22 protein-coding genes and 3 tRNA genes are annotated in these 23,670 nt (G+C 56.5%); 4 read left to right on the top strand and 21 right to left on the bottom strand.

What is annotated here, in order from left to right; all coding sequences use genetic code 11:
• Window positions 1–15 precede the first annotated feature (15 nt).
• The 9 genes from ccmI to ccmA all read right to left on the bottom strand — a co-directional run bounded on the left by ccmI (window position 16) and on the right by ccmA (window position 7,374).
• Window positions 16–1,254 (bottom strand): c-type cytochrome biogenesis protein CcmI, encoded by a 1,239-nt coding sequence (gene ccmI, locus SR894_RS03190; protein ID WP_223287888.1) that lies wholly within the window; start codon window positions 1,252–1,254, stop codon window positions 16–18.
• Window positions 1,251–1,721, bottom strand: a complete 471-nt coding sequence (locus SR894_RS03185; RefSeq protein WP_133730770.1) for a cytochrome c-type biogenesis protein — start codon at window positions 1,719–1,721, stop codon at window positions 1,251–1,253. The genes ccmI and SR894_RS03185 overlap by 4 nt, the downstream gene beginning before the upstream one ends.
• Complete coding sequence (locus SR894_RS03180; protein WP_223287889.1) at window positions 1,712–2,239, bottom strand: DsbE family thiol:disulfide interchange protein; 528 nt, start codon at window positions 2,237–2,239, stop codon at window positions 1,712–1,714. Before SR894_RS03180 ends, SR894_RS03185 begins: the two co-directional genes overlap by 10 nt.
• Complete coding sequence (locus SR894_RS03175) at window positions 2,236–4,269, bottom strand: heme lyase CcmF/NrfE family subunit (protein ID WP_223287890.1); 2,034 nt, start codon at window positions 4,267–4,269, stop codon at window positions 2,236–2,238. Before SR894_RS03175 ends, SR894_RS03180 begins: the two co-directional genes overlap by 4 nt.
• 39 nt (window positions 4,270–4,308) lie before the next feature.
• Window positions 4,309–4,818 (bottom strand): cytochrome c maturation protein CcmE, encoded by a 510-nt coding sequence (gene ccmE, locus SR894_RS03170; protein WP_133730773.1) that lies wholly within the window; start codon window positions 4,816–4,818, stop codon window positions 4,309–4,311.
• A complete protein-coding gene (gene ccmD / locus SR894_RS03165; protein WP_133730774.1) occupies window positions 4,815–5,006 on the bottom strand; it encodes a heme exporter protein CcmD in 192 nt (63 codons plus the stop codon). The genes ccmE and ccmD overlap by 4 nt, the downstream gene beginning before the upstream one ends.
• Window positions 5,006–5,773 (bottom strand): heme ABC transporter permease, encoded by a 768-nt coding sequence (locus SR894_RS03160; RefSeq protein WP_223287891.1) that lies wholly within the window; start codon window positions 5,771–5,773, stop codon window positions 5,006–5,008. Before SR894_RS03160 ends, ccmD begins: the two co-directional genes overlap by 1 nt.
• Before the next feature lie 14 nt (window positions 5,774–5,787).
• Window positions 5,788–6,456, bottom strand: coding sequence for a heme exporter protein CcmB (gene ccmB / locus SR894_RS03155; protein WP_246638022.1), 669 nt, complete (start codon window positions 6,454–6,456; stop codon window positions 5,788–5,790).
• Between the two features lie 297 nt (window positions 6,457–6,753).
• Window positions 6,754–7,374, bottom strand: a complete 621-nt coding sequence (gene ccmA / locus SR894_RS03150) for a cytochrome c biogenesis heme-transporting ATPase CcmA (RefSeq protein ID WP_223287892.1) — start codon at window positions 7,372–7,374, stop codon at window positions 6,754–6,756.
• Between the two features lie 197 nt (window positions 7,375–7,571).
• Here ccmA and SR894_RS03145 point away from each other — a divergent pair, with 197 nt between their 5' ends.
• Window positions 7,572–7,952, top strand: a complete 381-nt coding sequence (locus SR894_RS03145; RefSeq protein ID WP_227404362.1) for a LexA family protein — start codon at window positions 7,572–7,574, stop codon at window positions 7,950–7,952.
• Window positions 7,952–8,569, top strand: a complete 618-nt coding sequence (locus SR894_RS03140) for an IMPACT family protein (RefSeq protein WP_133730777.1) — start codon at window positions 7,952–7,954, stop codon at window positions 8,567–8,569. Before SR894_RS03145 ends, SR894_RS03140 begins: the two co-directional genes overlap by 1 nt.
• A gap of 99 nt (window positions 8,570–8,668) precedes the next feature.
• Here SR894_RS03140 and SR894_RS03135 read toward each other — a convergent pair whose 3' ends face one another.
• The 3 genes from SR894_RS03135 to SR894_RS03125 form a co-directional block, all read right to left on the bottom strand.
• Window positions 8,669–9,991: a sodium ion-translocating decarboxylase subunit beta gene (locus SR894_RS03135; RefSeq protein ID WP_223287893.1), complete on the bottom strand. Its 1,323-nt coding sequence runs from the start codon at window positions 9,989–9,991 to the stop codon at window positions 8,669–8,671.
• A 27-nt stretch (window positions 9,992–10,018) separates the two neighbouring features.
• Window positions 10,019–11,833 (bottom strand): sodium-extruding oxaloacetate decarboxylase subunit alpha, encoded by a 1,815-nt coding sequence (oadA, locus tag SR894_RS03130; RefSeq protein WP_223287894.1) that lies wholly within the window; start codon window positions 11,831–11,833, stop codon window positions 10,019–10,021.
• A 92-nt stretch (window positions 11,834–11,925) separates the two neighbouring features.
• Window positions 11,926–12,183 carry an OadG family protein gene (locus tag SR894_RS03125; RefSeq protein WP_223287895.1) on the bottom strand — a complete coding sequence of 86 codons (258 nt, stop codon included), beginning with the start codon at window positions 12,181–12,183 and terminating at the stop codon, window positions 11,926–11,928.
• A gap of 161 nt (window positions 12,184–12,344) precedes the next feature.
• On the opposite strand from SR894_RS03125, the gene SR894_RS03120 reads away from it, so the two are divergent.
• Complete coding sequence (locus SR894_RS03120) at window positions 12,345–13,340, top strand: tRNA dihydrouridine synthase (RefSeq protein WP_246638023.1); 996 nt, start codon at window positions 12,345–12,347, stop codon at window positions 13,338–13,340.
• 177 nt (window positions 13,341–13,517) lie between these two features.
• Here SR894_RS03120 and SR894_RS03115 read toward each other — a convergent pair.
• The 9 genes from SR894_RS03115 to SR894_RS03075 form a co-directional block, all read right to left on the bottom strand.
• A tRNA-Arg gene (locus tag SR894_RS03115) sits at window positions 13,518–13,594 on the bottom strand.
• Between the two features lie 120 nt (window positions 13,595–13,714).
• A tRNA-Arg gene (locus SR894_RS03110) sits at window positions 13,715–13,791 on the bottom strand.
• 60 nt (window positions 13,792–13,851) lie between these two features.
• Window positions 13,852–13,944: transfer RNA gene (locus tag SR894_RS03105), tRNA-Ser, on the bottom strand.
• 133 nt (window positions 13,945–14,077) lie between these two features.
• A complete protein-coding gene (gene csrA, locus SR894_RS03100; RefSeq protein ID WP_007111501.1) occupies window positions 14,078–14,266 on the bottom strand; it encodes a carbon storage regulator CsrA in 189 nt (62 codons plus the stop codon).
• 194 nt (window positions 14,267–14,460) lie between these two features.
• Window positions 14,461–15,711 (bottom strand): aspartate kinase, encoded by a 1,251-nt coding sequence (locus tag SR894_RS03095; RefSeq protein ID WP_133730780.1) that lies wholly within the window; start codon window positions 15,709–15,711, stop codon window positions 14,461–14,463.
• Between the two features lie 99 nt (window positions 15,712–15,810).
• Window positions 15,811–18,420: an alanine--tRNA ligase gene (gene alaS, locus SR894_RS03090; protein ID WP_223287896.1), complete on the bottom strand. Its 2,610-nt coding sequence runs from the start codon at window positions 18,418–18,420 to the stop codon at window positions 15,811–15,813.
• A 214-nt stretch (window positions 18,421–18,634) separates the two neighbouring features.
• Complete coding sequence (locus SR894_RS03085; RefSeq protein ID WP_223287897.1) at window positions 18,635–19,099, bottom strand: regulatory protein RecX; 465 nt, start codon at window positions 19,097–19,099, stop codon at window positions 18,635–18,637.
• Between the two features lie 39 nt (window positions 19,100–19,138).
• Entirely contained in the window at window positions 19,139–20,212 is a 1,074-nt protein-coding gene (gene recA / locus SR894_RS03080) for a recombinase RecA (protein ID WP_133730783.1), read from the bottom strand.
• Window positions 20,213–20,348: 136 nt separating this feature from the next.
• Window positions 20,349–20,882: a CinA family protein gene (locus SR894_RS03075; protein WP_223287981.1), complete on the bottom strand. Its 534-nt coding sequence runs from the start codon at window positions 20,880–20,882 to the stop codon at window positions 20,349–20,351.
• Between the two features lie 83 nt (window positions 20,883–20,965).
• Between SR894_RS03075 and mutS the strand changes: the two genes are divergently transcribed.
• Window positions 20,966–23,527 carry a DNA mismatch repair protein MutS gene (gene mutS / locus SR894_RS03070; RefSeq protein WP_223287898.1) on the top strand — a complete coding sequence of 854 codons (2,562 nt, stop codon included), beginning with the start codon at window positions 20,966–20,968 and terminating at the stop codon, window positions 23,525–23,527.
• Window positions 23,528–23,670 lie beyond the last annotated feature (143 nt).

Below are 23,670 nucleotides of genomic sequence, written 5' to 3'. Positions count from 1 at the left end.
GCGTTCCCGTTGCGATTATTCAAAGACACGGTTAATCACCACTTCGGCCGCTTCGTCGTCTGCAATCGGCCCGATGCTGACGTTCTCAAGGTCACCAAACAGATCCCCCGGCTGGGGCGTTGCTTGACCAGAGGGCGAAACGCGCACCACTAAACGGGCTTCCTGTACCTGGGAGATTTGCGCCTGGGGGGACATCGCAGCACTGTTATCTAGCGTCACGGTCATGGGCAGCTCGGATACTTGCGCCCGCACCACGGCCAGGGGCGGCAACTCGCCTTCAATATCGCGGGCGGTGATAAAGACACTGGCATCGTCATCTACGCGCCCAACGAGCTCTTCATCCAGCGAGACACGGACACGAATGCCGGTGCCCTCAGCGACGGTTTCTTCAGGTTCAACGCCCAAGCGCTCCTGAGCCACGCGAATGCCGTCGCGCAGCGAGGACACTGTATTAGGATCCTCGATATTGGCAATCGCCCGGCGCCAGTGGTCTATAGCCTGCTCGTAATCGCCGTTGTCGAAGGCATTAATACCCAGTAATCCCAGCACGGTGGGCTGGCGGGGGTCTTGCTCCAAGGTCTCATCGACCAACGCTTGTACTTCGTCGGTAAGCTCGCGCTCAGCCATAAAGAAACGAATTTGTGCCAACTGCGCCAGCAGCGGTGGAATACGCCCTTCAATCTCGATCAGGCGCTCCAGGGCGTCCACCGCCTTGGGCATTTGTCCGGTTTCACGGTAGAGCGGAAACAGCTCGCTCCAAACATTGGGATTATCCGGCTGGCGTTCGGCCTGCTCCTCCATGCGCTCGATGTACATGGCAAGCGATCCCTCAGGGTCGTTCTGAACTTCTTGCTGCACGGCCAGTAGCACCAGGTCGCCCTCAGCGCCCTTTTGCTGATACCAAATGACGCTAACAGCGACAACAGCGAGCATCACCACAGGCACGACAATACGGCCGGCGCTGGCAGCCTTTAGCGGCCGACGCTCGCGAAAAGCAGTGTCTTCTAGCAGACTGCGCTCAAGTTCCAGCCGGTCTTCCTCAAAGCGTGCGGCATCTATGTCCCCGCGTTCAAGAGCCGCTTCCAGTGATGCCAAGCGACGCTTGAAAATCGCCACGTTCTGCTCGGCGGAGGTGTCGTTGGCTTCAAAATCACGCTGCTGGTCATGCAGTGCACGCGCCTTTCTTAGCGGTGAAACCAGCAGCCACAGCGCGGGGAGCAGTAGAATGGCAATGGCTATCCAGAGCAGCGTCATGAAGACCTCTTACGGTTAGTCAGCGCGTCTATACGCTGGCGCTCTTCGGCGCTCAACGCTTTAGCAGAGGCGTTGCGGCGGGCGCGCACCATCAGTACGACCACGATAACGCCTAGCAGCACCAGGGCGATGGGCAAGCCCCAAAGCAGATAAGTACGGCTCTCTAAACGCGGGTTGTAGAGAATATATTCGCCAAACCGCTGCACCATATGGTTGATAATTTCGATATCCGACTGCCCTTCTTGCAGCAGTTGATAAACCCGATCGCGCATATCTCCTGAAATGGGGGCGTCGGAATCGTCAATGGCTTGGTTTTCACACAGCGGACAGCGCATGGAGGCGGTTAAATCGTGATAGCGCTTCTCCATGACCGGGTCGTCGAATTCGCGCAGTTCGATACCACCCGCCGCTGCGCCAAACGCTATGACCAGCAGTAGTAGCGCTGCCATGGTTCGCATTAGCGCCATTTTTCCACCTCCGGAAGAATTCGCTCGCGCACGTCTTGCGGAGATATGTAGCCTTTATGGTGATAGCGAATGACCCCGTCAGCATCGACCAGGAACGTCTCCGGGGCGCCGTAGACGCCAAGATCAAACCCTAGCTCGCCTTCCGGATCAAAAATATTAACTTCAAACGGATCGCCAAATTCACTGAGAAACTGCATGCCTTTCTCGCGGGTATCCCGGTAGTTAACCCCGACCATGCGAATGCCGTTATCTGCCAGTTCAAGCAGTTGCGGCATCTCCTGCTTACAGGCGGGGCACCACTCGCCCCACACATTCACCAGGGTCACTTCGCCCTCTAACAGCGTTTGGTCAACGCGGCGATTTTCATCACGCAGCGTGGTGGCTTCAAAGGTTGGGAACTCCCGCGCCATCAGCGCTGAATCTCGCTGGGAGGGATCCAGCGAGAGGCCTTGGTAAAAGAACAGCGCCAGACCTAAAAAGCACACCGGCAGCAGTAATAGCAGTAGCCGTCGCTTCATACCGTGGCCTCCTGTGCGCTATTTTGAGCACTGTTCTGAGCACTATCGCCTTGGCTGGCCACTTTGGGCGCTTCACGGCTGGCTGCGGTGCGGCGGTAGCGCTTGTCGAGCACCGCCAATACACCGCCGAACGCCATTAGCAGTGCGCCCAGCCAGAGCCATCGGACGAACGGCTTATACTGTACCCGCATTGCCCAACTGCCATCGCCGAGGTTCTCACCCATGGCTACATAGAGGTCGCGAAACAGCCCTGGACGCAGGGCCACTTGCGTCATCGGCATACCGGTGGCCAGGTAGAGGCGCTTTTCGGGCCGCATGGTAAAGCTGCGGCCTGAGTCGCCGCGCTGTACTTGTAGAATCGAGGTGTCCGCCAGGAAGTTAGCGCCGCGACGCTCGGTTAACTCGGTCATGGTGAACTGATAGCCCGCGACTTCGACCGTGGTGCCCGGCGACATGCGCACATTGCGCTCAATATTATAGTTGGACACTACGGTCACGCCGACGATAGTGACCGCAACACCTACGTGCCCCAGCACCATGCCCCAGTAAGCCAGGGAGAGCTTACGTACACCGGCCAAAAACGAGCTGGCGTGGCGGGTTTTATCGAACACATCCCGCATCATTGGCAGCACAATCCAGAGCGCAGAGACAATGCCCAGGGAGACAAACAGGTTCCACTCGCCGCGGTAGAGCAGCGGCATTAATATACCGATCACCAATGCGGCCACACCTGCTAGCCACAGTTTCCGAATCAGATCCCTTGCCGCCATGCTCTTCCAGCGTGTTACCGAGCCGAGCCCCATAAAGATACACATCAACACGGTAAGCGGCACAAACAGGGCATTAAAGTAAGGCGGGCCCACGCTGATTTTCCCCAGTCCCAGAGAATCCAGAATCAGCGGATAGACGGTACCCAGTAGCACGGTGACGGTCATAATCACCAGAAAGATATTATTAACCAGAAGCAGCGCATCCCGGGAGAGCCAGTTAAAGCCTACTTTATGACTCACCCGCGGTGCGCGTAGGGCAAACACCAGCAACGACAGCGTTACCGTAATGGCCAGCAGCATCAGGATAAAGAAACCGCGGGCCGGGTCGTTGGCAAACGCATGCACCGAGGTCAGCACCCCAGAGCGCACCAGGAAAGTGCCCATTAGCGACAGTGAGAAGGTCGAGATCGCCAGCAGTACGGTCCAGCTTTTAAACGAGCCGCGCTTCTCGGTGACCGCTAGCGAGTGAACCAGCGCGGTTCCCGTCAGCCAGGGCAGCAGTGAAGCGTTTTCGACCGGATCCCAGAACCACCAGCCACCCCAGCCAAGCTCGTAATAGGCCCACCAGCTGCCCAGCGCGATACCCACGGTCAGGAACGCCCAGGCCAGATTCGTCCAAGGTCTTGCCCAGCGAGTCCAGGCTGCATCTAAACGCCCGCCCATTAGCGCCGCAATGGCAAACGCAAAGACCACGGAAAAGCCCACATAGCCCATGTAGAGCATCGGCGGATGAACTACTAGCCCGAAGTCTTGCAGCAATGGGTTAAGGTCGGCGCCATCCTGGGGCATATCGGGCAGTAGCCGCTCGAAGGGATTCGATGTCATCAGAATAAACAGTAAGAAGCCGACACAAACCATGCCCATCACGCCCATTACCCGCGCGACCATATCCCGCGGCAGATTGCCGGTAAATAGGCTGGCCGCAAACCCCCAGCCCGCGAGCATAAAGCTCCACAGCAGCACCGACCCTTCATGGTTGCCCCACACCGCGCTGAACTTGTAGTACCAGGGCAGCAGCGAGTTGGAGTTGTTGGCCACGTTCGCCACGCTAAAGTCGTCCAGCATATAGCTGGCGGTCAAACAGGCGTAGGCAATGGCAATAAACACAAACTGCCCCACCGCCATGGGCTGACCATAGGCCATCCACAGTGGGCGTCGAGTCGCCGCACCGGCCAGGGGCATTACCGCCTGCACTGCCGCCATCAGCAGCGCAATAATCAGGGCGAAGTGGCCAATTTCAGGGATTAATTTAATAAGCATGTGTGCTCCGGCTTTGTTGCCAACCCTGAGGGACGGAAACTAGTATTCACTTGCTTGGGGTACGCCTTCTTCGTCCAGGCGTTTACCCACCTCGGCAGCTTTGGCCTGATAGTCGGCTGGCGAATAGCCTGCCTCTTCAAGCGCCTGGGCGACTTCAGGGGGCATATAGTTCTCGTCGTGGCGCGCAAGCACCTTATCGGCGTACAGACGCCCATCGGCCTGAAGCTCACCAACTACCACCACGCCTTGGCCTTCGCGGAACAGGTCGGGCAAGATGCCGCTGTAGTAGACCTCCAGGTCATCGACGTAATCGGTGACGACAAACTCGACGTCCAGGCTTTCGGGGTCACGGGAGACCGAGCCCTCTTTCACCATGCCACCGGCGCGAATCTGCCGCTCCATTGGCGCGTCACCCTGGGCGATCTGTACCGGGCTAAAAAACAAATTGATGTTAGCGCGCAGCGCGTACAAGGTCAGCCCCACAGCGATCGCGGCCAGCGACACAAGCCCCAGAATAATAAAGAGTTTCTGTTTACGTTTAGGCGTCATTGGGCGTTCCCCCTTGCGCTATTTGCGCGTCTTGCACGGCGTTTCAAGCCTTTGATCAGTTGGCGCTGTTCAGCACGCGCATGCCATACGGTGACGAGCAGCAGTAGCGCAGTCACGCCCCAGGCAGACCATACATAAGGCGCGTGACCACCCATGGCGAGAAATTCGGAAAATGAGTCAAATGCCATTAGCGGATCTCCTCTGCCGGTACTTTCACCACTTGGCCGGTCACCAGTTCCTGTACCCAGCGTTTGTTAGCTTCGCGGCGCAAAATTTCACTGCGTGTGCGCATTAGCGTTAAGGCAATGAAAAAGCAGTAGAAACCCAGCACCATAATGACCAGAGGCAGCCACATTTCAGTAGGCATGGCCGGGCGCGAGGTCAGCGTAAACGAAGCGGGCTGGTGCAGGGTGTACCACCAGTCCACCGAGTATTTGATGATGGGAATATTGATCACACCCACCATGGCCAGCACCGAGGCTGCCCGTGAGGCGCTATCGCGGCTGGTAAAAGCCCCACGCAGCGCAATGACACCCAAGTACAAAAACAGCAGAATCAGCATTGACGTCAGTCGTGCATCCCACATCCACCAGGTTCCCCAAGTGGGCACGCCCCATACGGCGCCGGAAAATAGCGCGACAAAGGTCATGGCCGCGCCAAGAGGCGCCATCACCGCCGCAGCCATATCGGCAATTTTGATTTTCCAGACCATAAACACCAGGCCGGAAACCGCCATGGCAATAAAAATAGACTGAGCCAAAAAAGCCGCTGGCACATGGACGTAAATAATTCGGAAGCTATTACCCTGCTGGTAATCTGCAGGGGCAAACGCCAACCCCCACAGCGAGCCAGTGACGATCAACAGCGCCGCCGCGCTCCAAAACCAGGGCTGTAATTTGGCACTAATGCCGTAGAACCACTTGGGTGATCCCAGCTTATGTATAAAGGCCCACATAGCGTGTCCTGTCCTTAACCGTTAATACTGATACGCAGCGATGCGGCAATCGCCCACGGCGCCAACATGAGTGAGGCGGCGAGCAGCGCGCCCAGGATAGCCAGGTGTGCGGAGACACCCTCTCCGAAAATGGCCGCCTGCACCGCACCTGCGCCAAAAATAAGTACCGGGATGTACAGCGGTAGCACCAGTAGCGAGAGCAGCACTCCGCCCCGTGCCAGGCCAACGGTTAGCGCTGCACCGATGGCACCAATCAAACTCAAGCTTGCCGTACCCAGTGCAAGCGACAGCGCCAGCACGGCGTAGCTGCCCGCCGGCAGCGCCAGCATAATACCCAATATCGGCGCCATCAGCGCCAACGGTAGACCCGTGAGCAGCCAGTGCACGGCCACTTTGGCCAAACTTAGCGCGACTAACGACTGCGGCGCCAATAGCAGTTGCTCCAAACTGCCATCGTCATAATCGCTACGAAACAGGCTATCCAGTGAAAGCAGCGCGGCTAACAAAGCTGCGACCCACAGCAAACCTGGAGCAATCACCGCTAACAGCTCAGGGTCGGGCGAAATAGCGATCGGGAACAGCGTGATCACCAGGGCAAAAAACACCAGCGGGTTGAGCACTTCGCCACGGCGTCTTAGCAATAGCGTTAAGTCACGCACGAGCGTGGCCTTCACTGCGGTCATTAGCCCACCATTATGCTCACGCAGTGGCACTGCTGAAACCTGTTGAGGGGTCTCCGAGCTTTGTGAAGAGCCATGTGAAGAGCTATTTGAAGCGCCATGTAAAGAGCTGTGCAACCCTCTCTCCTCTCCCCTAGATAAGCATCGGTACCAGTGAAGGTTTCCGCGAGGGCGCTGTAAACCCCTCCTTGGGCGCTACTTTTGTCGTCCATGACAAAAGACCCTCGCTTCAACCTCCCCTGGCACCACGTTGTTGAGAGTTATTTAAGCCGCTATTTCCAACTGAGATAGTCCTGCTTTCTACCCTAGGGATATCCGTCTGAGCAACGGTGAAGCGGTTAACTCGTGGTGTGTCGTTACCAGCACGCAGCCCCCTGCCTGAGCATGGGCAACCAGCTGTTTCTCTAGATCAGCGACGCCGTGTCGATCTATCGCGGTAAAGGGTTCATCCAGTACCCATAGGGCGCGCGGTGTTAACGTTAAGCGCGCCAGCGCTACACGGCGCTGCTGACCTGCCGAGAGTTGCCCGGAGGGCACGTCTTCAAAGCCTGCCAAACCAACCCCTTCAAGGGCATCCAGGCGCTGCTCTTCATTACTGTTCTCCCCGCTCAACGCCTGATACCAGGCTAAATTTTCTAACGGGGAAAGCCCTGACTTAATGCCTGGGGCGTGTCCTAAATAGAGCAAATTTGCCAGAAAATGTTCACGCGCCTCGTTCATCGCAGCGCCATTCCAGAACAGCTCGCCCTGATAGTCGCTGAGCTGCCCGGAGAGAATTTTTAGCAGGCTGGTTTTACCACTGCCATTGGGGCCCTCAATACGCACAATTTCACCACTGCGAATATCAAGATCCAACCCTTGAAACAGCCAACGATCGTCGCGTTCACAGGCAAGCTGTCGGGCTTGTAGACACAGGCTCAAGCGTCTCTCCTGGCATATTGATTTCGCGTCGAACTCTACACGTAAAGCCCCTTTCTCGCCACTCACACAATGCGGCGCTGGGTCGCAGCGTGATCTCCGTCAAGATGCCTTAAGACCAATTACCTCTAGCACTGTATGCAAAAACAGGTCTACAATGAAAACCACTGTATGAAAAAACATGCAATGGAGATTTCATAATGACCCTATCGATGGCAGCACCTACCGCTACGTTCGGCCGTAGACAACCTGCACCGCGCCCATACGCGATGGCACCTAGCGTTACCCGACGCAACACCTATGCACTCAAAGTGCGTGGCAATGCACTGTGTGATTGCAACTTGTTCGATGGCGATGTCATTATTATCCGGCGATATCAACACGATACCCAGACAGAAACTGCCGTTGCCGAAATAAACCAGCAAACAATCGCCTTGAGACAGCTCACTATCAGCCGCTTTGGCGTGGAGCTATGGCCAGAAGATACTTTGCAGCCAGCGCTATTTTTGCACAACCGGGATATTCAGGTACTCGGCATGGTAATGGGTGTGAAAAGTGAGACTACCTTCACGGAGCATTAATGCGCTATCGGGTTCCCGAGCTACCCACAGGGTCATGGCATACGGCTGACATTGAAGTAGAAAAGAGCCAATTTATCACCTGGATCTGCCACGCTCCCGATATTAACGCATTCACTAATCTGCTGAATGCGGCAAAAACCGCGCACCCTAATGCCAGCCACCACTGCACTGCCTACATTGCCGGGCCACCCGGCGAGCAAAACCTGATTGGCTTTTCCGATGATGGCGAGCCTGGCGGCACCGCTGGCCGCCCCATGTATCAGGTACTCCAGGGGAGCCAACTGGGCCAGATCGGCTGTGTGGTCATTCGTTATTTTGGCGGCACCAAGCTCGGCACCGGCGGCTTAGCCCGCGCCTACGCTCAGGCAGTTAGCCATGCCCTTGAGACACTTGCTACCCGGGAAGTGGTTGAGCGCGACACCTACACTCTGCGCCTTACCTTTGCCAATGAAGCGATTGCCCGCGGCTGGTGCGAAGAGCACGACATCCCTATTGAGCAAGCCGACTACGATGGTGATGGCGTTCGCCTGACCATAGGCTGGCCAAGGGACTGTCCGCTTGATCTTGCCCCGTTAGAAAACCGCCTGAAGAGCGCTATCGACATTCTCACCCACTAGATAGCCCATCGAAATAGCCCATCAAAAAAACGCGGCATACTGAAAGTGTCAGTACGCCGCGCTCATTTGGTCACTCGTTAAGCATTAGCCCATTAAGTATTAACCCAGGTATTTAATCATTACCCCGGCTGCGACTGCCGACCCAATAACACCGGCCACATTGGGGCCCATGGCGTGCATCAGCAGGAAATTATGCGGGTTGGACTCCAGCCCCACCTTATTCGCCACCCGCGCCGCCATAGGCACGGCGGAAACGCCCGCGGCACCGATCAATGGGTTGATGGGCATTTTGCTCACCAGGTTCATCAACTTGGCCATCAATACTCCGGCAGCCGTGCCGATACCAAAGGCGACAATGCCCAGACCTAATATCCCCAGCGTCTCAAACGCCAGAAAGCTCTCGGCCATCAGCTTGGAGCCTACCGACAGCCCCAGAATAATCGTCACGATATTGATCAAGGCGTTTTGCGCAGTATCCGACAAGCGTTCGACTACGCCGCACTCACGCATCAGATTACCGAAGCAGAACATGCCCAGCAGCGGTGCTGCATCGGGCAGAAACAGCGCGACCAAAATCAACAGCATCAGCGGGAAGACCACTTTTTCCAGCTTGGAAACAGGGCGCAGCTGGGTCATCTTGATTTGACGTTCTTTGTCGGTGGTCAGCAGACGCATGATGGGCGGCTGTATCAGCGGCACCAAGGCCATATAGGCGTAGGCAGCCACCGCGATAGCACCCAGCAGCTCCGGCGCCAGCACGCTGGAGACGTAGATGGAGGTCGGCCCATCGGCACCGCCAATAATACCAATGGCGGCGGCCTGATTGAGCGAAAAATCCATGATGCCCATCGAGGTTAGCGCCACGGCACCAAACAGCGTGGCAAAAATACCAAACTGAGCGGCCGCACCTAAAAACAGCGTGCGCGGATTGGCCAACAGCGGGCCGAAGTCGGTCATGGCACCCACGCCCATAAAGATAATCAGCGGGGCAATACCCGAGCCAATCGCTACTTTATAGAAGTTGTAAAGCATGCCATCGCTATAGCCGACGCCCACGGCAATGTCACGTGCGGCGCGCACCTGATCCGGTGCAACGCCGTCGTGGGCAATCGCTTTTAACGATTCACGCCAGGCTTCCGCGTTCGCTAGCGGATCCAACGTCGCGCCCAGCGCTGCCGCTATCTGCTGTAGCACCGCGGGCTTCGCCACCTCAATCGCTTGATCGAGCGCTGAAATCGCTAGCCCCGCCTCTGGGATATTGGCCAGAATGCCACCAAAGCCAATCGGCACCAGCAGCAGCGGCTCAAACTTCTTATAGATGGCCAGGTAGAGCAGCAGTAGCCCCACCATAATCATCATGGCTTGGCCAAGCTCAAGGTTATACAGCCCAGAGCCTTCCCATAACGTTACTAATTTATCCATTACTTTTTATCCAGTACTGGGGGGCCCTTAGAGCTCGATCAGCGCATCACCTACGGCTACGCTGTCGCCCTCGCTGACGTTAACCTTAGACACAGTGCCTGCGATACTGGCACGCACTTCGGTTTCCATTTTCATCGCTTCAAGAATGATCACCACATCCCCTTCAGCGACTTTATCGCCAGGGCGTACATTAACCTTGAAGATATTACCGGCCAGCGGCGCATCGATGCTCTCACCAGTGGGTGCAGATACTTCCTCTTTGGGGGCGCTAGTAGTGGCTGCCGTTTGCTCCTGCACTTCGCCCAGTTCACCACCTTCAGACACTTCCACCACGAAGGCTTTACCGTTGAGCTTAACGGTGTAGGTTTCCGGGCCACTGCTAGCCACGGGTGCCTTGCTCTCTACCTTAGCGAGGGGCTTTTCAGCATTGACTGCAGCGGCCTGGGGAACAGGCTCAAAGGCGTCTGGATTGTCGCGATTTTTCAGGAATTTCAAGCCGATCTGCGGGAATAGCGCGTAGGTTAGAACGTCATCCACTTCGCGCTTGCCTTCAGCCAAACGAATGCCTTCAGCACTGGCCTTCTCTTTCAACTCGGCGGCCAGTCTATCCATTTCTGGCGAGAGGTTATCCGCCGGGCGACAGGTAATTGGCTCGCCGCCTTCTAGCACGCGCTTCTGCAGTTCGGCGTTATAGGGGGCAGGGGCAGCGCCATATTCGCCTTTGAGTAGCGCCTGGACTTCCTTGGAGATCGACTTGTAGCGCTCCCCCATCATCACATTCATTACCGCCTGGGTGCCGACGATTTGCGACGTCGGCGTCACCAGCGGAATAAAGCCAAGATCTTCGCGCACGCGGGGAATCTCGCTTAGCACGTCGTCCAGCTTATCGCCCGCGCCCTGCTCTTTCAGTTGGCCTTCCATATTGGTCAGCATGCCGCCGGGCACCTGAGCAATCAGGATGCGCGAATCAATACCGCGCAGCGAGCCTTCAAAGGCGGCGTACTTCTTACGTACTTCGCGGAAGTAACCGGCAATATCTTCCAGCAGGTCAAGATCCAGGCCGGTATCGCGACCGGTGTCCTTCAACATCGCGACCACTGACTCGGTGGGACTGTGACCGTAGGTCATCGACATGGACGAGATCGAGGTATCGACGTTATCGATACCCGCTTCTACCGCCTTCAAAATAGTCGACGTAGAAAGACCGGTGGTGGCGTGGCAGTGTAGGTGCACCGGTATCGATAGTTCTTTCTTGAGCCTTGTGACCAAATCAAATGCCGTGTAGGGCGTCAATAGCCCCGCCATATCCTTGATAGCCAATGAATCCGCGCCCAAACCGGCAATGGTTTTAGCCAGATCGACCCAGCTATCCAGGGTATGCACCGGGCTCACTGTATAAGAGATAGTGCCCTGGGCATGGCCTTCCACGTTACGCACTGCCTGGATGGCGCTTTCGAGATTGCGCGGATCATTCATCGCATCAAAAACGCGGAAGACATCAACGCCATTGGTTTTCGCCCGCTCGACAAACTTATCGACAACGTCATCGGCGTAGTGACGGTAGCCCAGCAGGTTCTGTCCACGTAGCAGCATGGCCTGGGGCGTATTGGGCATGGCTTCTTTCAAAGCACGAATGCGTTCCCACGGATCTTCGCCCAAATAGCGGATACAGGCGTCGTAAGTGGCGCCACCCCAAGTTTCCAACGACCAGTAGCCAACGCGATCCAGCTTTTCGGCGATCGGTAGCATATCGTCCAACCGCATTCGCGTGGCAAATAGCGATTGATGGGCATCGCGCAGCACGACATCAGTAATGCCTAGTGGGCGTTTTTGTTCGTTCATGGTCTTGGCTCACAGTAGTAGAATTGTAAGTTTGTAGTAAAAATAACAAAAAAATAGCCACAAGAGGGCCAAAATGAAAAAAATTGAGAAAGTTAACGACGCCGCGTTGAGCGATAACGATGCACTGCAGCACTGATCACTGCCATAACCTCGTCGCTTTGGGCAGAGGGAGCCGAAGCTGGCATCGGTTTTTTACCCGTATCAACCGCGGCGGGAACGGGTTGAAAACGCCCAATAAGCTTCGACATCAGCGTAACGCTAATGACCAAAATAGTAAGAAAAACAAACACTACGCCCATACCGAGCGCCATCAATGCCAACCCATCTTGCAATAACTCTAGATCCTGCATAAGGCGCTCTCCTATGTTTTCAAAACTGTCTTTAGCTACCGTTCAAGTGCATTCTTACGCACATCATTATGCCAATACGAAGAAAGGCGCTTGGCGCAGTAAGGGGAATACACTAACCTGCCACACCCAGAATAGAATGCAATGGCGCGATAGTGGAAGTCATGGTTGTTAATTTACTACATAACGGCAGAATCGGCCTAGCCCCGATGGAAGGTGTGATCGACGCACTGACTCGTGACCTGCTTACCCGACATGCCGGGTTCGACTGGACGGTCACCGAGTTTGTCCGCGTTGTTGATGCCCGCCTGCCACCAAGAGTGTTTTATAAGCACTGTCCCGAGCTTAAGCAACCGCCTGTGGCCACACCGAGCGGCATTCCCGTACATTTACAGCTACTAGGCTCTGACCCAGTCGCCCTGGCGGCTAATGCGCGTCAGGCGCTTAGCTTAGGCGCGGTAAGCATCGACCTTAATTTCGGCTGCCCTGCCAAACTGGTTAACCGGCACGATGGCGGCGCCTCGCTGTTACGCCAGCCTGATCGAGTCTATAAGGCGGTTAAAGCCGTTCACGACGCTTTAGAGGGTGAAATCCCGGTGACCGCCAAGATTCGTCTGGGCTTCGCTAACCGCCGCTTAGCAGTTGCCTGCGCTCAGGCCACAGAAGCGGGCGGTGCAGCCCAGCTGGTCGTTCATGCGCGCACCCGAGACGAGGGCTACCGACCACCGGCACACTGGGAGTGGATCGGCAAAATTCGCCGCCAGGTGAGCATTCCGGTGGTCGCTAACGGCGATATCTGGACACTGGAAGATTACTGGAAAGCCCGCACGCTTTCAGGCTGCAGTGATGTGATGCTAGGGCGTAGCGCGCTGGCCGATCCCTGGTTGGCGCCACGCATTCGCCACTGGCTACAAACCGGCGAGCGGCTCCCCGAAAGCAGCTGGGCGATGCGTGCCAACGTGCTCAAAGAGTACGCCGCCCTTCAGCGCCAACAGCTTCCAGACCGCGTTGTGGCCTCCCTGGTAAAGCAGTGGCTCGCCCAAATGCGCCAAGGCAGCAGTGCAGCCGAACACAATTTTCAGCGTGTAAAGCGCCTCACCGAGTTAGATCAACTGCTCGACAGCCTTGTCGTCAACGAACAGCACGCCGAACCGGCCTAACCCCCTCTCGATCACACCTACCCAATCAACAGGCAAAAAAAAGCGCCCTACCGCAAAGCGGGGGCGCTACACACGATCGCAAGACCGGGGCGCGAGCTACTTCCGGTCAGGCTAGAAACTGCCGGTCAGGCTGGAAACAGAAAACCCGCTCTCAATAAGAGAGCGGGTTTTGGAATCTGGCGCGCCCGGGAGGATTCGAACCTCCGACCCCCTGATTCGTAGTCAGGTACTCTATCCAGCTGAGCTACGGGCGCGTAATGTTGCGTCTAACGTTTTTAGCGCTTACATTTTCAATGTGCTGTTCGCACTTTTAATGCTTTAACCAACAGATGACTAACACCTGCTTTTATCGAACATCTGCTTCTATAGTAAGGTGGCGCGCCCGGGAGGATTCGAACCTCCGACCCCCTGATTCGTAGTCAGGTACTCTATCCAGCTGAGCTACGGGCGCATACCTTGTGACCACATACTCACTAAATACCACTTACTAGCTAAGTACTGGCCATGCGGTTGGCGGAGAGAGAGGGATTCGAACCCTCGATAGGGCTATAAACCCTATACTCCCTTAGCAGGGGAGCGCCTTCAGCCACTCGGCCACCTCTCCTTAACGGCACGGCGCGAATATTACCGATTTAGCCTACTTGTGTCTAGTCCTATACGGATTTTTTTCGCACCGGCCATATCTTACATATAATCTTACGCCTTGAGCATTGAGTCATTATGCAAGCCCGCAAGTCTTATTCCACTTCGTTTTCACTGTTTCGTTCACGCTGAATACGCTGGTAAATCTCTTCACGGTGAACTGCCACATCTTTAGGCGCATTAACGCCAATACGTACTTGATTGCCTTTCACACCTAGCACGGTGACGGTGATTTCATCACCGATCATCAGGGTTTCGCCAACACGGCGAGTTAGGATGAGCATGGCTGATCTCCTTTTCAGACGTTTTATGCAACGGGATATGTCAGCCGGGGGCAACACTACGCCATTATGCGGCATAGCGTTGCCTATCACCAAAGACTCCGGCTCCATGACACCTTATACCTCCCGTTGAAAGAAAGCTCACCACCACACGGCAGCAAGTACCCCTTCAGCGTAGAAGGTTTAAGGCATAAATGTTATTCAGATTCGATATCTGCCTTATCTAAACCAAAAGCTTTGTGTAATGCGTTAACAGCCAGCTCCATATGCTTCTCATCAATAACGACCGAGATTTTAATCTCAGAGGTGGAGACCATACGGATATTGACGTTTTCGTCGGCGAGAACGCGGAACATTTTTGACGCCACGCCAGCGTGAGAACGCATACCCACACCCACTAAAGAAACCTTAGCAATATTGTCATCGCCACGCAGCTCACCGCCACCTAAATCAGGGATCACCGTCTCTTCAAGCAGCTTTTTAGTGGCCTTATAGTCGCCCTTAGCAACCGTAAAGGTAAAGTCGGTATAGTCACCGGCCGGCGCCACGTTCTGCACAATCATATCAACTTCGATATTGGCATCGGCAATAGGACCTAGGATGCGCGATGCGACACCCGGCACGTCCGGGGTATTGAGCAGGGTTAATTTTGCTTCATTTTTGGTAAAAGCGATACCGGAGATCAGTGGTTCTTCCATAGCGTCCTCGTCTTGGTCTGCTTCTGCAACAATTAGGGTACCGGGGCCATCTTCAAAGCTCGACAGCACCCGCAGGGGCACGTTGTATTTACCCGCAAACTCTACCGCGCGAATCTGCAGCACTTTAGAGCCGAGGCTGGCCAGCTCCAGCATCTCTTCCACGGTAATGCTCGATAAACGCTGGGCTTTGGAGCAGACACGGGGGTCGGTGGTGTATACCCCATCCACATCGGTGTAAATCTGGCACTCATCTGCACCTAACGCGGCAGCAAGGGCTACCCCAGTAGTGTCGGAGCCACCGCGACCCAGGGTAGTGATATTGCCGTCTTCATCGACCCCTTGGAAACCGGCTACGACCACTACCTGCCCTGCTTCCAGGTCGGCCTTTAGGTCTTCGGTTTCAATGCGCTGGATACGCGCTTTGGTATAGGCGCTATCGGTATGAATACCTACCTGGGCGCCAGTGTGCGAAGTGGCTGGCACACCGATTTGCTGAAGCGCCATGGCGAGCAGTGAAATAGTGACCTGCTCGCCGGTCGACAGCAGCATGTCCATCTCGCGCGGTGCGGGATCGTCGTTAAGCGCCTGGGCCATATCGGTAAGGCGGTTAGTTTCGCCGCTCATGGCGGAGACCACGACCACTACCTGGTGGCCTTGATCGCGGAAACCCTTAACCTTTTCCGCTACGGCCTTGATACGCTCGACAGAGCCCACCGAAGTGCCGCCGAACTTCTGTACGTATAGTGCCATATGCCGTTTTTCCTATGCGTTCGGGAATGGAGGGTGAAAGTGTCATCAGTTTTAAATAAATAATAAGGCCGGTAGCAATAATGCCACCGGCCTTAAGGTTTAGCTAAGAACGTTTTCCAACCATACCGGTACGCTCTTCAACGCATCCGGCAGGGCGTCGGGTTGACTACCTCCCGCTTGGGCCATGTCGGGGCGGCCGCCGCCCTTCCCTCCCACCTGGGAAGCAACATGGTTAACCAGCTCACCGGCTTTCACTCGGCCGGTCAGATCCTGGGTCACCCCAGCAATCAGGCTCACTTTGCCCGCCGCCTGATCGGCAACGCCGAGGATAATCACCCCAGAGCTTAGCTTGTTCTTAAGCTGATCAAGGACGCCGCGTAGATCTTTGCCTGACACGCCATCCAGCTGCGTCGCCAGCAGCTTAACGCCGTTGATCTCCTGCACCTGGCTGAGCATATCGCTACCTGCCGCGCTGGCTAGCTTGGCCTTGAGCTGCTCAAGTTCTTTTTCCAGGCTACGGTTGCGCTCAACCAGTGATTCTACCCGCGCTTCAACCTGTTCGGGCTTGGTCTTCAAGCGTTCACCCAAGCGTTCGAGGCGGGCTTCCTGCTCGCGGAAGTAGGCCAGCGCATTTTCGCCGGTAATCGCTTCGATGCGGCGCACACCGGAAGCAATGCCCACTTCGCTCATCACATGGCAGCAGCCAATATCACCGCTGCGTGCCACATGGGTACCACCGCACAATTCGATAGAGAAGTCGTCGGCGCCAATGGTCAGTACCCGCACGTTCTCGGCGTACTTGGCCTCAAACAGCGCTGCTGCGCCCTTGGCCTTGGCTTGATCCAGGCTCATCTGTTCGATCTTGGTCGGCGCGTTGGCCAAGATCTGTTCGTTGACCAGCCGCTCGACTTCCGCCAGCTGCTCGGCGGTCATCGGCTCGAAGTGGCTAAAGTCGAAGCGCAGGCGCTCGGCGTTAACCAGCGAGCCTTTTTGCTGCACGTGATCACCCAACACCATACGCAGCGCTTGATGCAGCAGATGGGTGGCCGAGTGATTGCGGAGGGTGGCTGTACGCAGGCTGGCGTCCACTTCACCGCGCACACTGGCACCGACGCTTAGCGAGCCTTCCACCATCACGCCCTGGTGAAGATGATGGCCGCTCTGCTTTTGGGTATCAGTGACCTGGAAACGGCCGCCGTCAACGTACAGGTAGCCGGTATCGCCCACCTGCCCGCCTGACTCGCCGTAAAATGGCGTACGGTCTAGTACCACGACACCCTTCTGCCCCGCTTCCAGCGCGGCCAGTGCATTGCCTTCGCTGTCGACCAGCGCGGTTACCTTGGCCTGATCTTCCAAGCGGTCGTAGCCGGTAAAGGCCGTTTCACCCTCCAGCTCGATGGAAGCGCTGTAGTCGGCGCCAAACTGGCTTGCCGCCCGCGCGCGTTCACGCTGGGCCTCTAACGCCTGCTGAAAGCCATCTTCGTCCAGGCTAACGCCGCGCTCACGACAAACATCGGCGGTGAGATCGAAGGGAAAGCCGTAGGTGTCGTAAAGCTTAAACACCGTCTCACCGGGCAGCACCTTGCCATCCAGCTCGGCCAGAGCCGCATTTAAGAGCCCCATACCGTGATCCAGGGTGCGTGCAAACTGCTCTTCTTCTTTTAGCAGTACACGGGCAATTTGATCACTCGCTTCACGTAGCTCCGGATAGGCATCGCCCATCTCCGCATCCAGCGCCTCAACCAGCTTGTGGAAGAACGGCTCTACTGCGCCCAGCTTATGGCCGTGCCGAATCGCGCGGCGAATGATTCGACGCAGTACATAGCCGCGCCCTTCGTTGGAAGGCAGCACGCCATCGGCAATCAGGAAGGCACAGGAGCGGATATGATCGGCAATCACGCGCAGCGAGGGCGTAGCAGTATCAGGGTGTCCGGTCGCTTTAGCTGCAGCCTGCAGCAGGTTCTGGAACAGGTCGATCTCATAGTTGGAGTGCACGCCCTGCATCACGGCAGCAACACGCTCCAGCCCCATACCAGTATCGATGGAGGGCTTGGGCAGCGGGTTGAGCGTGCCCTGGGCATCGCGATCAAACTGCATGAACACCAGGTTCCAGATTTCGATGTAGCGGTCGCCGTCTTCTTCCGGGCTGCCCGGCGGGCCGCCCCAAACCTCAGGGCCGTGATCAAAGAAGATTTCCGAACTGGGGCCACAGGGGCCGGTGTCGCCCATCTGCCAGAAATTATCTTCATCCAGCTTGGAGAAGCGCTCAGGGTCGATGCCGATCTCATCTTTCCAGATGCGCTCAGCTTCGTCATCGCTGATGTGTACCGTTACCCACAGCTTGTCTTTGGGGAGCCCCAGCGTTTCGGTTAAAAACACCCAGGCAAAGCGAATGGCGTCGCGCTTGAAGTAGTCGCCAAAGCTGAAGTTACCCAGCATCTCAAAGAAGGTGTGGTGGCGCGCGGTATAGCCGACGTTGTCTAAATCATTATGCTTACCGCCTGCACGAACGCAGCGCTGCGCAGAGGTGGCGCGCACGTAAGGACGCGGGTCGCGGCCTAGAAACACATCTTTAAACGGCACCATACCGGCATTGGTAAACAGCAGCGTCGGGTCGTTGCCCGGCACTAAGGAGCTGGTGGGTACAATCGTGTGCCCCTGCTCTTCGAAGAAGGAAAGAAAGGCCTGTCTAATCTCTGCGCTTTTCATAGGGTATCCGTAACAAGAAAGCGTGATGTCCCAGGGCGCTGTTGCCGCTACCCTCAGGGGTCGCAAAGCAGCCATTATAGCGCAGTTGTCAAACGACTAAAGCCGCACTTAGTGGCAGAAAGGAAATCAGCGGTGTGGTCAACCAGGTGAACAAGCGTATTAGAGCGCCATTAGAAATGTAAGAGGGGGATTTTTACAGGCTGGGGAAAACGTATTAAAGACAGGAGAGCGCGTAGCGAATTTGTTCGAAATCGAAGCCGCGACTGGCGAGAAAGCGTTCGCGCCTAGCGCGCTCTTTCGGCGTCTCGCCGGGGCTATCAAACCGCCGCGCCAGGGTTTCCCTGGCCAGCTCAAACCAGTCGACCTGCTCGCCCTCCTCCACCTCTTCAAAAGCGGCAGTAAGGGTTTCCTGGTCAACACCGCGTTGGCGCAACTCGCCTTTAATACGAATCACGCCCTGGCCACGCAGAATGCGCGAGCGCACGAAACTGGCCGCAAAGCGCCCGTCAGACTGCAGCCCTTGCTCAACCAAGGCATCCAAGCATTCATCAATAGCGGCATCGTCGAAGGATTTTTTCTTCAGGCGCTGGGCGAGCTCGGCGCGGGAGTATTCGCGCCGAGCCAGTAAGCCAATAGCGATATCACGGGGCGTGGCATCACGCTGGGAGGTGAATGCCATCAGTTTGTCTTGGACATCGTCGGCTTGGGTAGAATCGGCTTAAAGCAGATCGTCATCACCCGCATCCAGCTCTGCCGCTGCTTCGGCAGGTGCATCTTCCTTCTCCTTTTTAGGATCGGGCTTGGCCAGGAGCTGTTCACGAATCTGTGTTTCGATTTCGAGCATGATCTCCGGGTGCTCTTCCAGATAGAGCGCTGAATTGGCTTTACCCTGACCGATTTTCTTACCTTTATAGCTGTACCAGGCACCGGCTTTGTCGACCAGGTTGCACTGCACGCCCAGGTCGATGACCTCACCGGCGTGGTAGATACCCTTACCGTAAAGAATCTGGAATTCAGCTTGACGGAACGGCGGCGCCACCTTGTTTTTGACTACTTTCACGCGGGTTTCGTTACCGGTGACTTCATCACCCACTTTCACCGAGCCGGTACGACGAATATCCAGACGCACGCTGGCATAGAACTTCAGCGCGTTACCGCCGGTAGTGGTTTCGGGGCTACCAAACATGACGCCGATCTTCATGCGGATCTGGTTGATGAAGATCACCAAACAGTTGGCGTTTTTGATATTACCGGTGATTTTACGCAGCGCCTGAGACATCAAACGCGCCTGCAGGCCAACGTGGGAATCACCCATTTCGCCTTCGATTTCAGCCCGCGGCGTTAGAGCTGCGACCGAGTCGATAACGATCACATCAACACCGCCGGAGCGAACCAGCATGTCGGTAATTTCCAGCGCCTGCTCGCCGGTATCCGGCTGGGAAACCAGCAGGTCATCCAGATTAACACCCAGTTTTTCTGCGTAGCTGGGGTCAAGGGCGTGTTCGGCATCCACGAAGGCACACACTTTGCCCTGCTTCTGCGCCTGAGCAATCACCGAAAGGGTCAGGGTCGTTTTACCCGACGACTCCGGGCCGAAGATCTCACACACACGGCCAAACGGCAGGCCGCCGATGCCGAGGGCGATATCCAGACCCAATGAACCGGTGGAAACCGACGGCATGACGACACGCGGCGCGTCGCCTAGACGCATGACGGTGCCCTTGCCGAACTGACGGTCGATTTGGGTGAGTGCAGCGTTTAGCGCTTTAGTGCGGTTGTCATCCTGAGCCATTCAGAGATTCCTCATAACAAGCTGTATAATTAGCCAGTAGTATGCCAAAGATTACGCCGTAAACAAATCCTTGATCGCGCTTTCTCTCATCTATTTTCTTAACACTCTTTTTTGCCTAAGCACCTTTTTCTTACGGTTAGTTCGTCTTGCTCGCTTTTTCACTCGCATTCAGGCGTGCCACCAGCCCTACCAAGGCCTGACGCACGGCTTGCTCCCGAACTGCCGAGCGATCTCCAGGAAAGTGGAAGCACTCAGCTTCCTGGGAAGCGGTATCTCCCCAGGCCAGCCACACCGTCCCCACCGGCTTCGCATCGCTACCGCCATCTGGGCCAGCCACACCGCTAACGGCAACGGCTAGTCCTGCACCACTTTCACGGCATGCGCCTATCACCATGGCTTTAACGACCTCTTTGCTGACGGCACCGTGATCGGCCAGCGTGGTCTCGGGCACACCCAGTAAGCGAGTTTTAGCGGCATTCGCATAGGTTACATAGCCCGTCGTGAAATAAGCTGAGCTACCCGCCACCTCGGTAATGGCGCTGGCAATACCGCCCCCCGTGCATGATTCCGCAGCGGTCACTTCCACATCCTGCTGCTTACACAGCCGCCCCAGCCGCTGAGCTAACAGGGTTAAATCGAGATTTTTCAGGCTAGTTTCGCTGGGCACTATGGTCGCTCCTTCAAGTGAGTCGTCTGTTCAGCGTAGAATACTGCGTTTAGCTTTCTCAAAGAAATTGCTCAATCAGGACGCCCATGTCACAGGCCATTCCCCCTAACACGCCCATGATCACGCAATATTTAAAGATCAAGCGCGAGCACCCCGAGGTACTGCTGTTCTACCGCATGGGGGATTTTTACGAACTGTTTTTCGACGACGCCAAGCGCGCCGCCGCGCTGCTGGATATTACCCTCACCCAGCGCGGGCAGTCTGGCGGCAAGCCGATCCCGATGGCGGGCGTACCCTACCACAGTGCTGAGGGCTATCTAGCGCGCTTGGTCGCCGGCGGCGAGTCGGTGGCTATTTGTGAGCAAATTGGCGACCCTGCTACCAGCAAAGGGCCTGTTGAGCGCCAGGTGGTGCGTATTGTCACTCCCGGTACGCTCCACGATGAAGCGCTGCTCGATGCGCGCCGCGACAACGTACTGGTATCCGTTTCGCCTGGAAAAGAGAGCTGGGGCCTTGCCTGGCTGGAGCTTTCCAGCGGCCGCTTCAACGTACTGGAAGTAGACAGCGAAGCCGAAATGCTCGCCGAGCTGACGCGCCTCTCCCCGGCCGAGCTGCTGGTGCCCGAAAGCCTAACGCTACCCGATGCCTGGTCACAAAAGCGCAGCCTGCGCCGCCAGGGCGAGTGGCTGTTTGATTTGGAAAGCGCCACCCGCAGCCTGTGTGATCAGTTTGAAGTACAGGATTTACGCGGCTTTGGCTGTGCACACTTAACCACCGCGCTGATTGCTGCCGGGGTATTAATCGATTACGCCCGTGACACTCAGCGCTCGCGCCTGCCCCACGTAACCGCGATCAGCGTTGAAAACCGCGACGACGCAGTGGTGATCGACGCTGCCAGCCGCCGCAATCTGGAAATTGATATCAACCTGGGCGGCAGTAGCGACAACACCCTGGCCAGCGTGCTGGACACCTGTACCACAGCCATGGGTTCGCGGCTGCTCAAACGCTGGCTTAACCGCCCGCTGCGTCAACGCGAGATTGTCCAGGCCCGTCATGCGGGGGTAGCGCTGCTAAGTCTGGACGCTGCCTATATGCCGCTGCGCGAGACGTTGAGCGCAGTGGGCGACGTGGAGCGCATTTTGGCCCGGGTGGCGCTATATAGTGCCCGTCCACGCGATTTGGCGCGGCTGCGGGATGCACTGGTAACACTCCCGGAACTGGAGCAGCAGCTTAGCGAGGTTGAGAGCGGCAGCGCGCTGGATAACCTGCGCCCGCATATTCGCCCCTACCCAGAAATGGCCGATATGCTCAGCCGCGCGCTGGTAGAAAATCCGCCGGTGGTGATCCGCGATGGTGGCGTAATTGCCGACGGCTTTGATGCCGAGCTGGATGAGCATCGCGGCATGGCAGAGAACGCCGGCGACTACCTGATTCAGCTAGAGATTCGCGAGCGTGAGCGCACGGGGCTAGCCAATCTCAAAGTGGGCTACAACCGGGTGCACGGCTACTTCATTGAACTACCGCGTTCACAAGCCCAGCAGGCGCCTGCCGACTATATTCGACGCCAAACGCTGAAAAATGCCGAACGGTTTATTATTCCTGAGCTTAAAGAGTTTGAGGATAAGGCGCTATCGGCCAAATCTCGTGCGCTCACTCGCGAAAAATGGCTTTACGACCAACTGCTGGGCGACCTTAACAACAGCCTTCACGCGCTACAAAGCACCTCTCAAGCGCTAGCCGAGCTGGACGTACTGTGCGCCTTTGCCGAACGCGCCGAGGCGTTGAACTGGGTACGCCCAACGCTAAGTGAATCCACCGGCATTCAAATTGATGCGGGGCGCCACCCGGTAGTCGAGCAGGTCAGCGAGACGCCCTTTGTACCCAACGACGTGACGCTCAACCCTGACCAGCATATGTTGATTATTACCGGCCCCAATATGGGCGGTAAATCGACCTATATGCGCCAGACGGCGCTCATCGCCCTACTGGCCCATTGCGGTAGCTTTGTGCCCGCCGACGCCGCCGAGATCGGCCCGCTGGATCGAATATTCACCCGCATTGGCTCATCGGATGACTTGGCGGGCGGACGCTCTACCTTTATGGTCGAGATGACCGAAACGGCTAATATTCTCCATAATGCCACCCAGCAAAGCTTGATCCTGATGGATGAGATTGGCCGCGGCACCAGCACCTTTGACGGCTTGTCGCTGGCTTGGGCAAGCGCTGAACATTTGGCCAAAGGGCGTGCGCTAACGCTGTTTGCGACCCACTACTTTGAAATGACGGCGCTGCCTGAGCATATGGAAGGGGTGGCCAATATCCACCTAACGGCGACCGAGCATGGCGACAGCATTGTGTTTATGCACCGCATCGAAACAGGCCCGGCCAGCCAGAGCTATGGTTTGCAGGTGGCGCAATTAGCGGGTGTACCCAACCATGTGATTAAGCGTGCCCGCGAGAAACTGATAAGTTTGGAGCAGCGCGATGTGGATAATACGGCGCAGGCACCGAGAACCGCACCGCAGCAAAACGATCTGTTCGCCGCTGCACCACACCCGGTGGTCGAGGCGTTGGAAAACGTCGATATGGATGACTTAACGCCGCGGGAAGCGCTATCGCTGTTGTATCAGTGGCGAGACCTGATCTAATGGTGCTTATAGCATGAAAGGCGATAAGTGAGATTCAGGTATCAGGGCAGGTTGAAGCGAGGGTCTTTCGACAGAGCCGTTTAAAGTAGCGCCCACGGTGGGGCTCACGGCGCCCTCGCGGAAGCCTGTACTGGCATTGCTAC

The organism is Vreelandella neptunia, assembly GCF_034479615.1.
Lineage (GTDB): Bacteria > Pseudomonadota > Gammaproteobacteria > Pseudomonadales > Halomonadaceae > Vreelandella > Vreelandella neptunia.
This window is presented reverse-complemented; position numbering and strand designations above follow the sequence as displayed.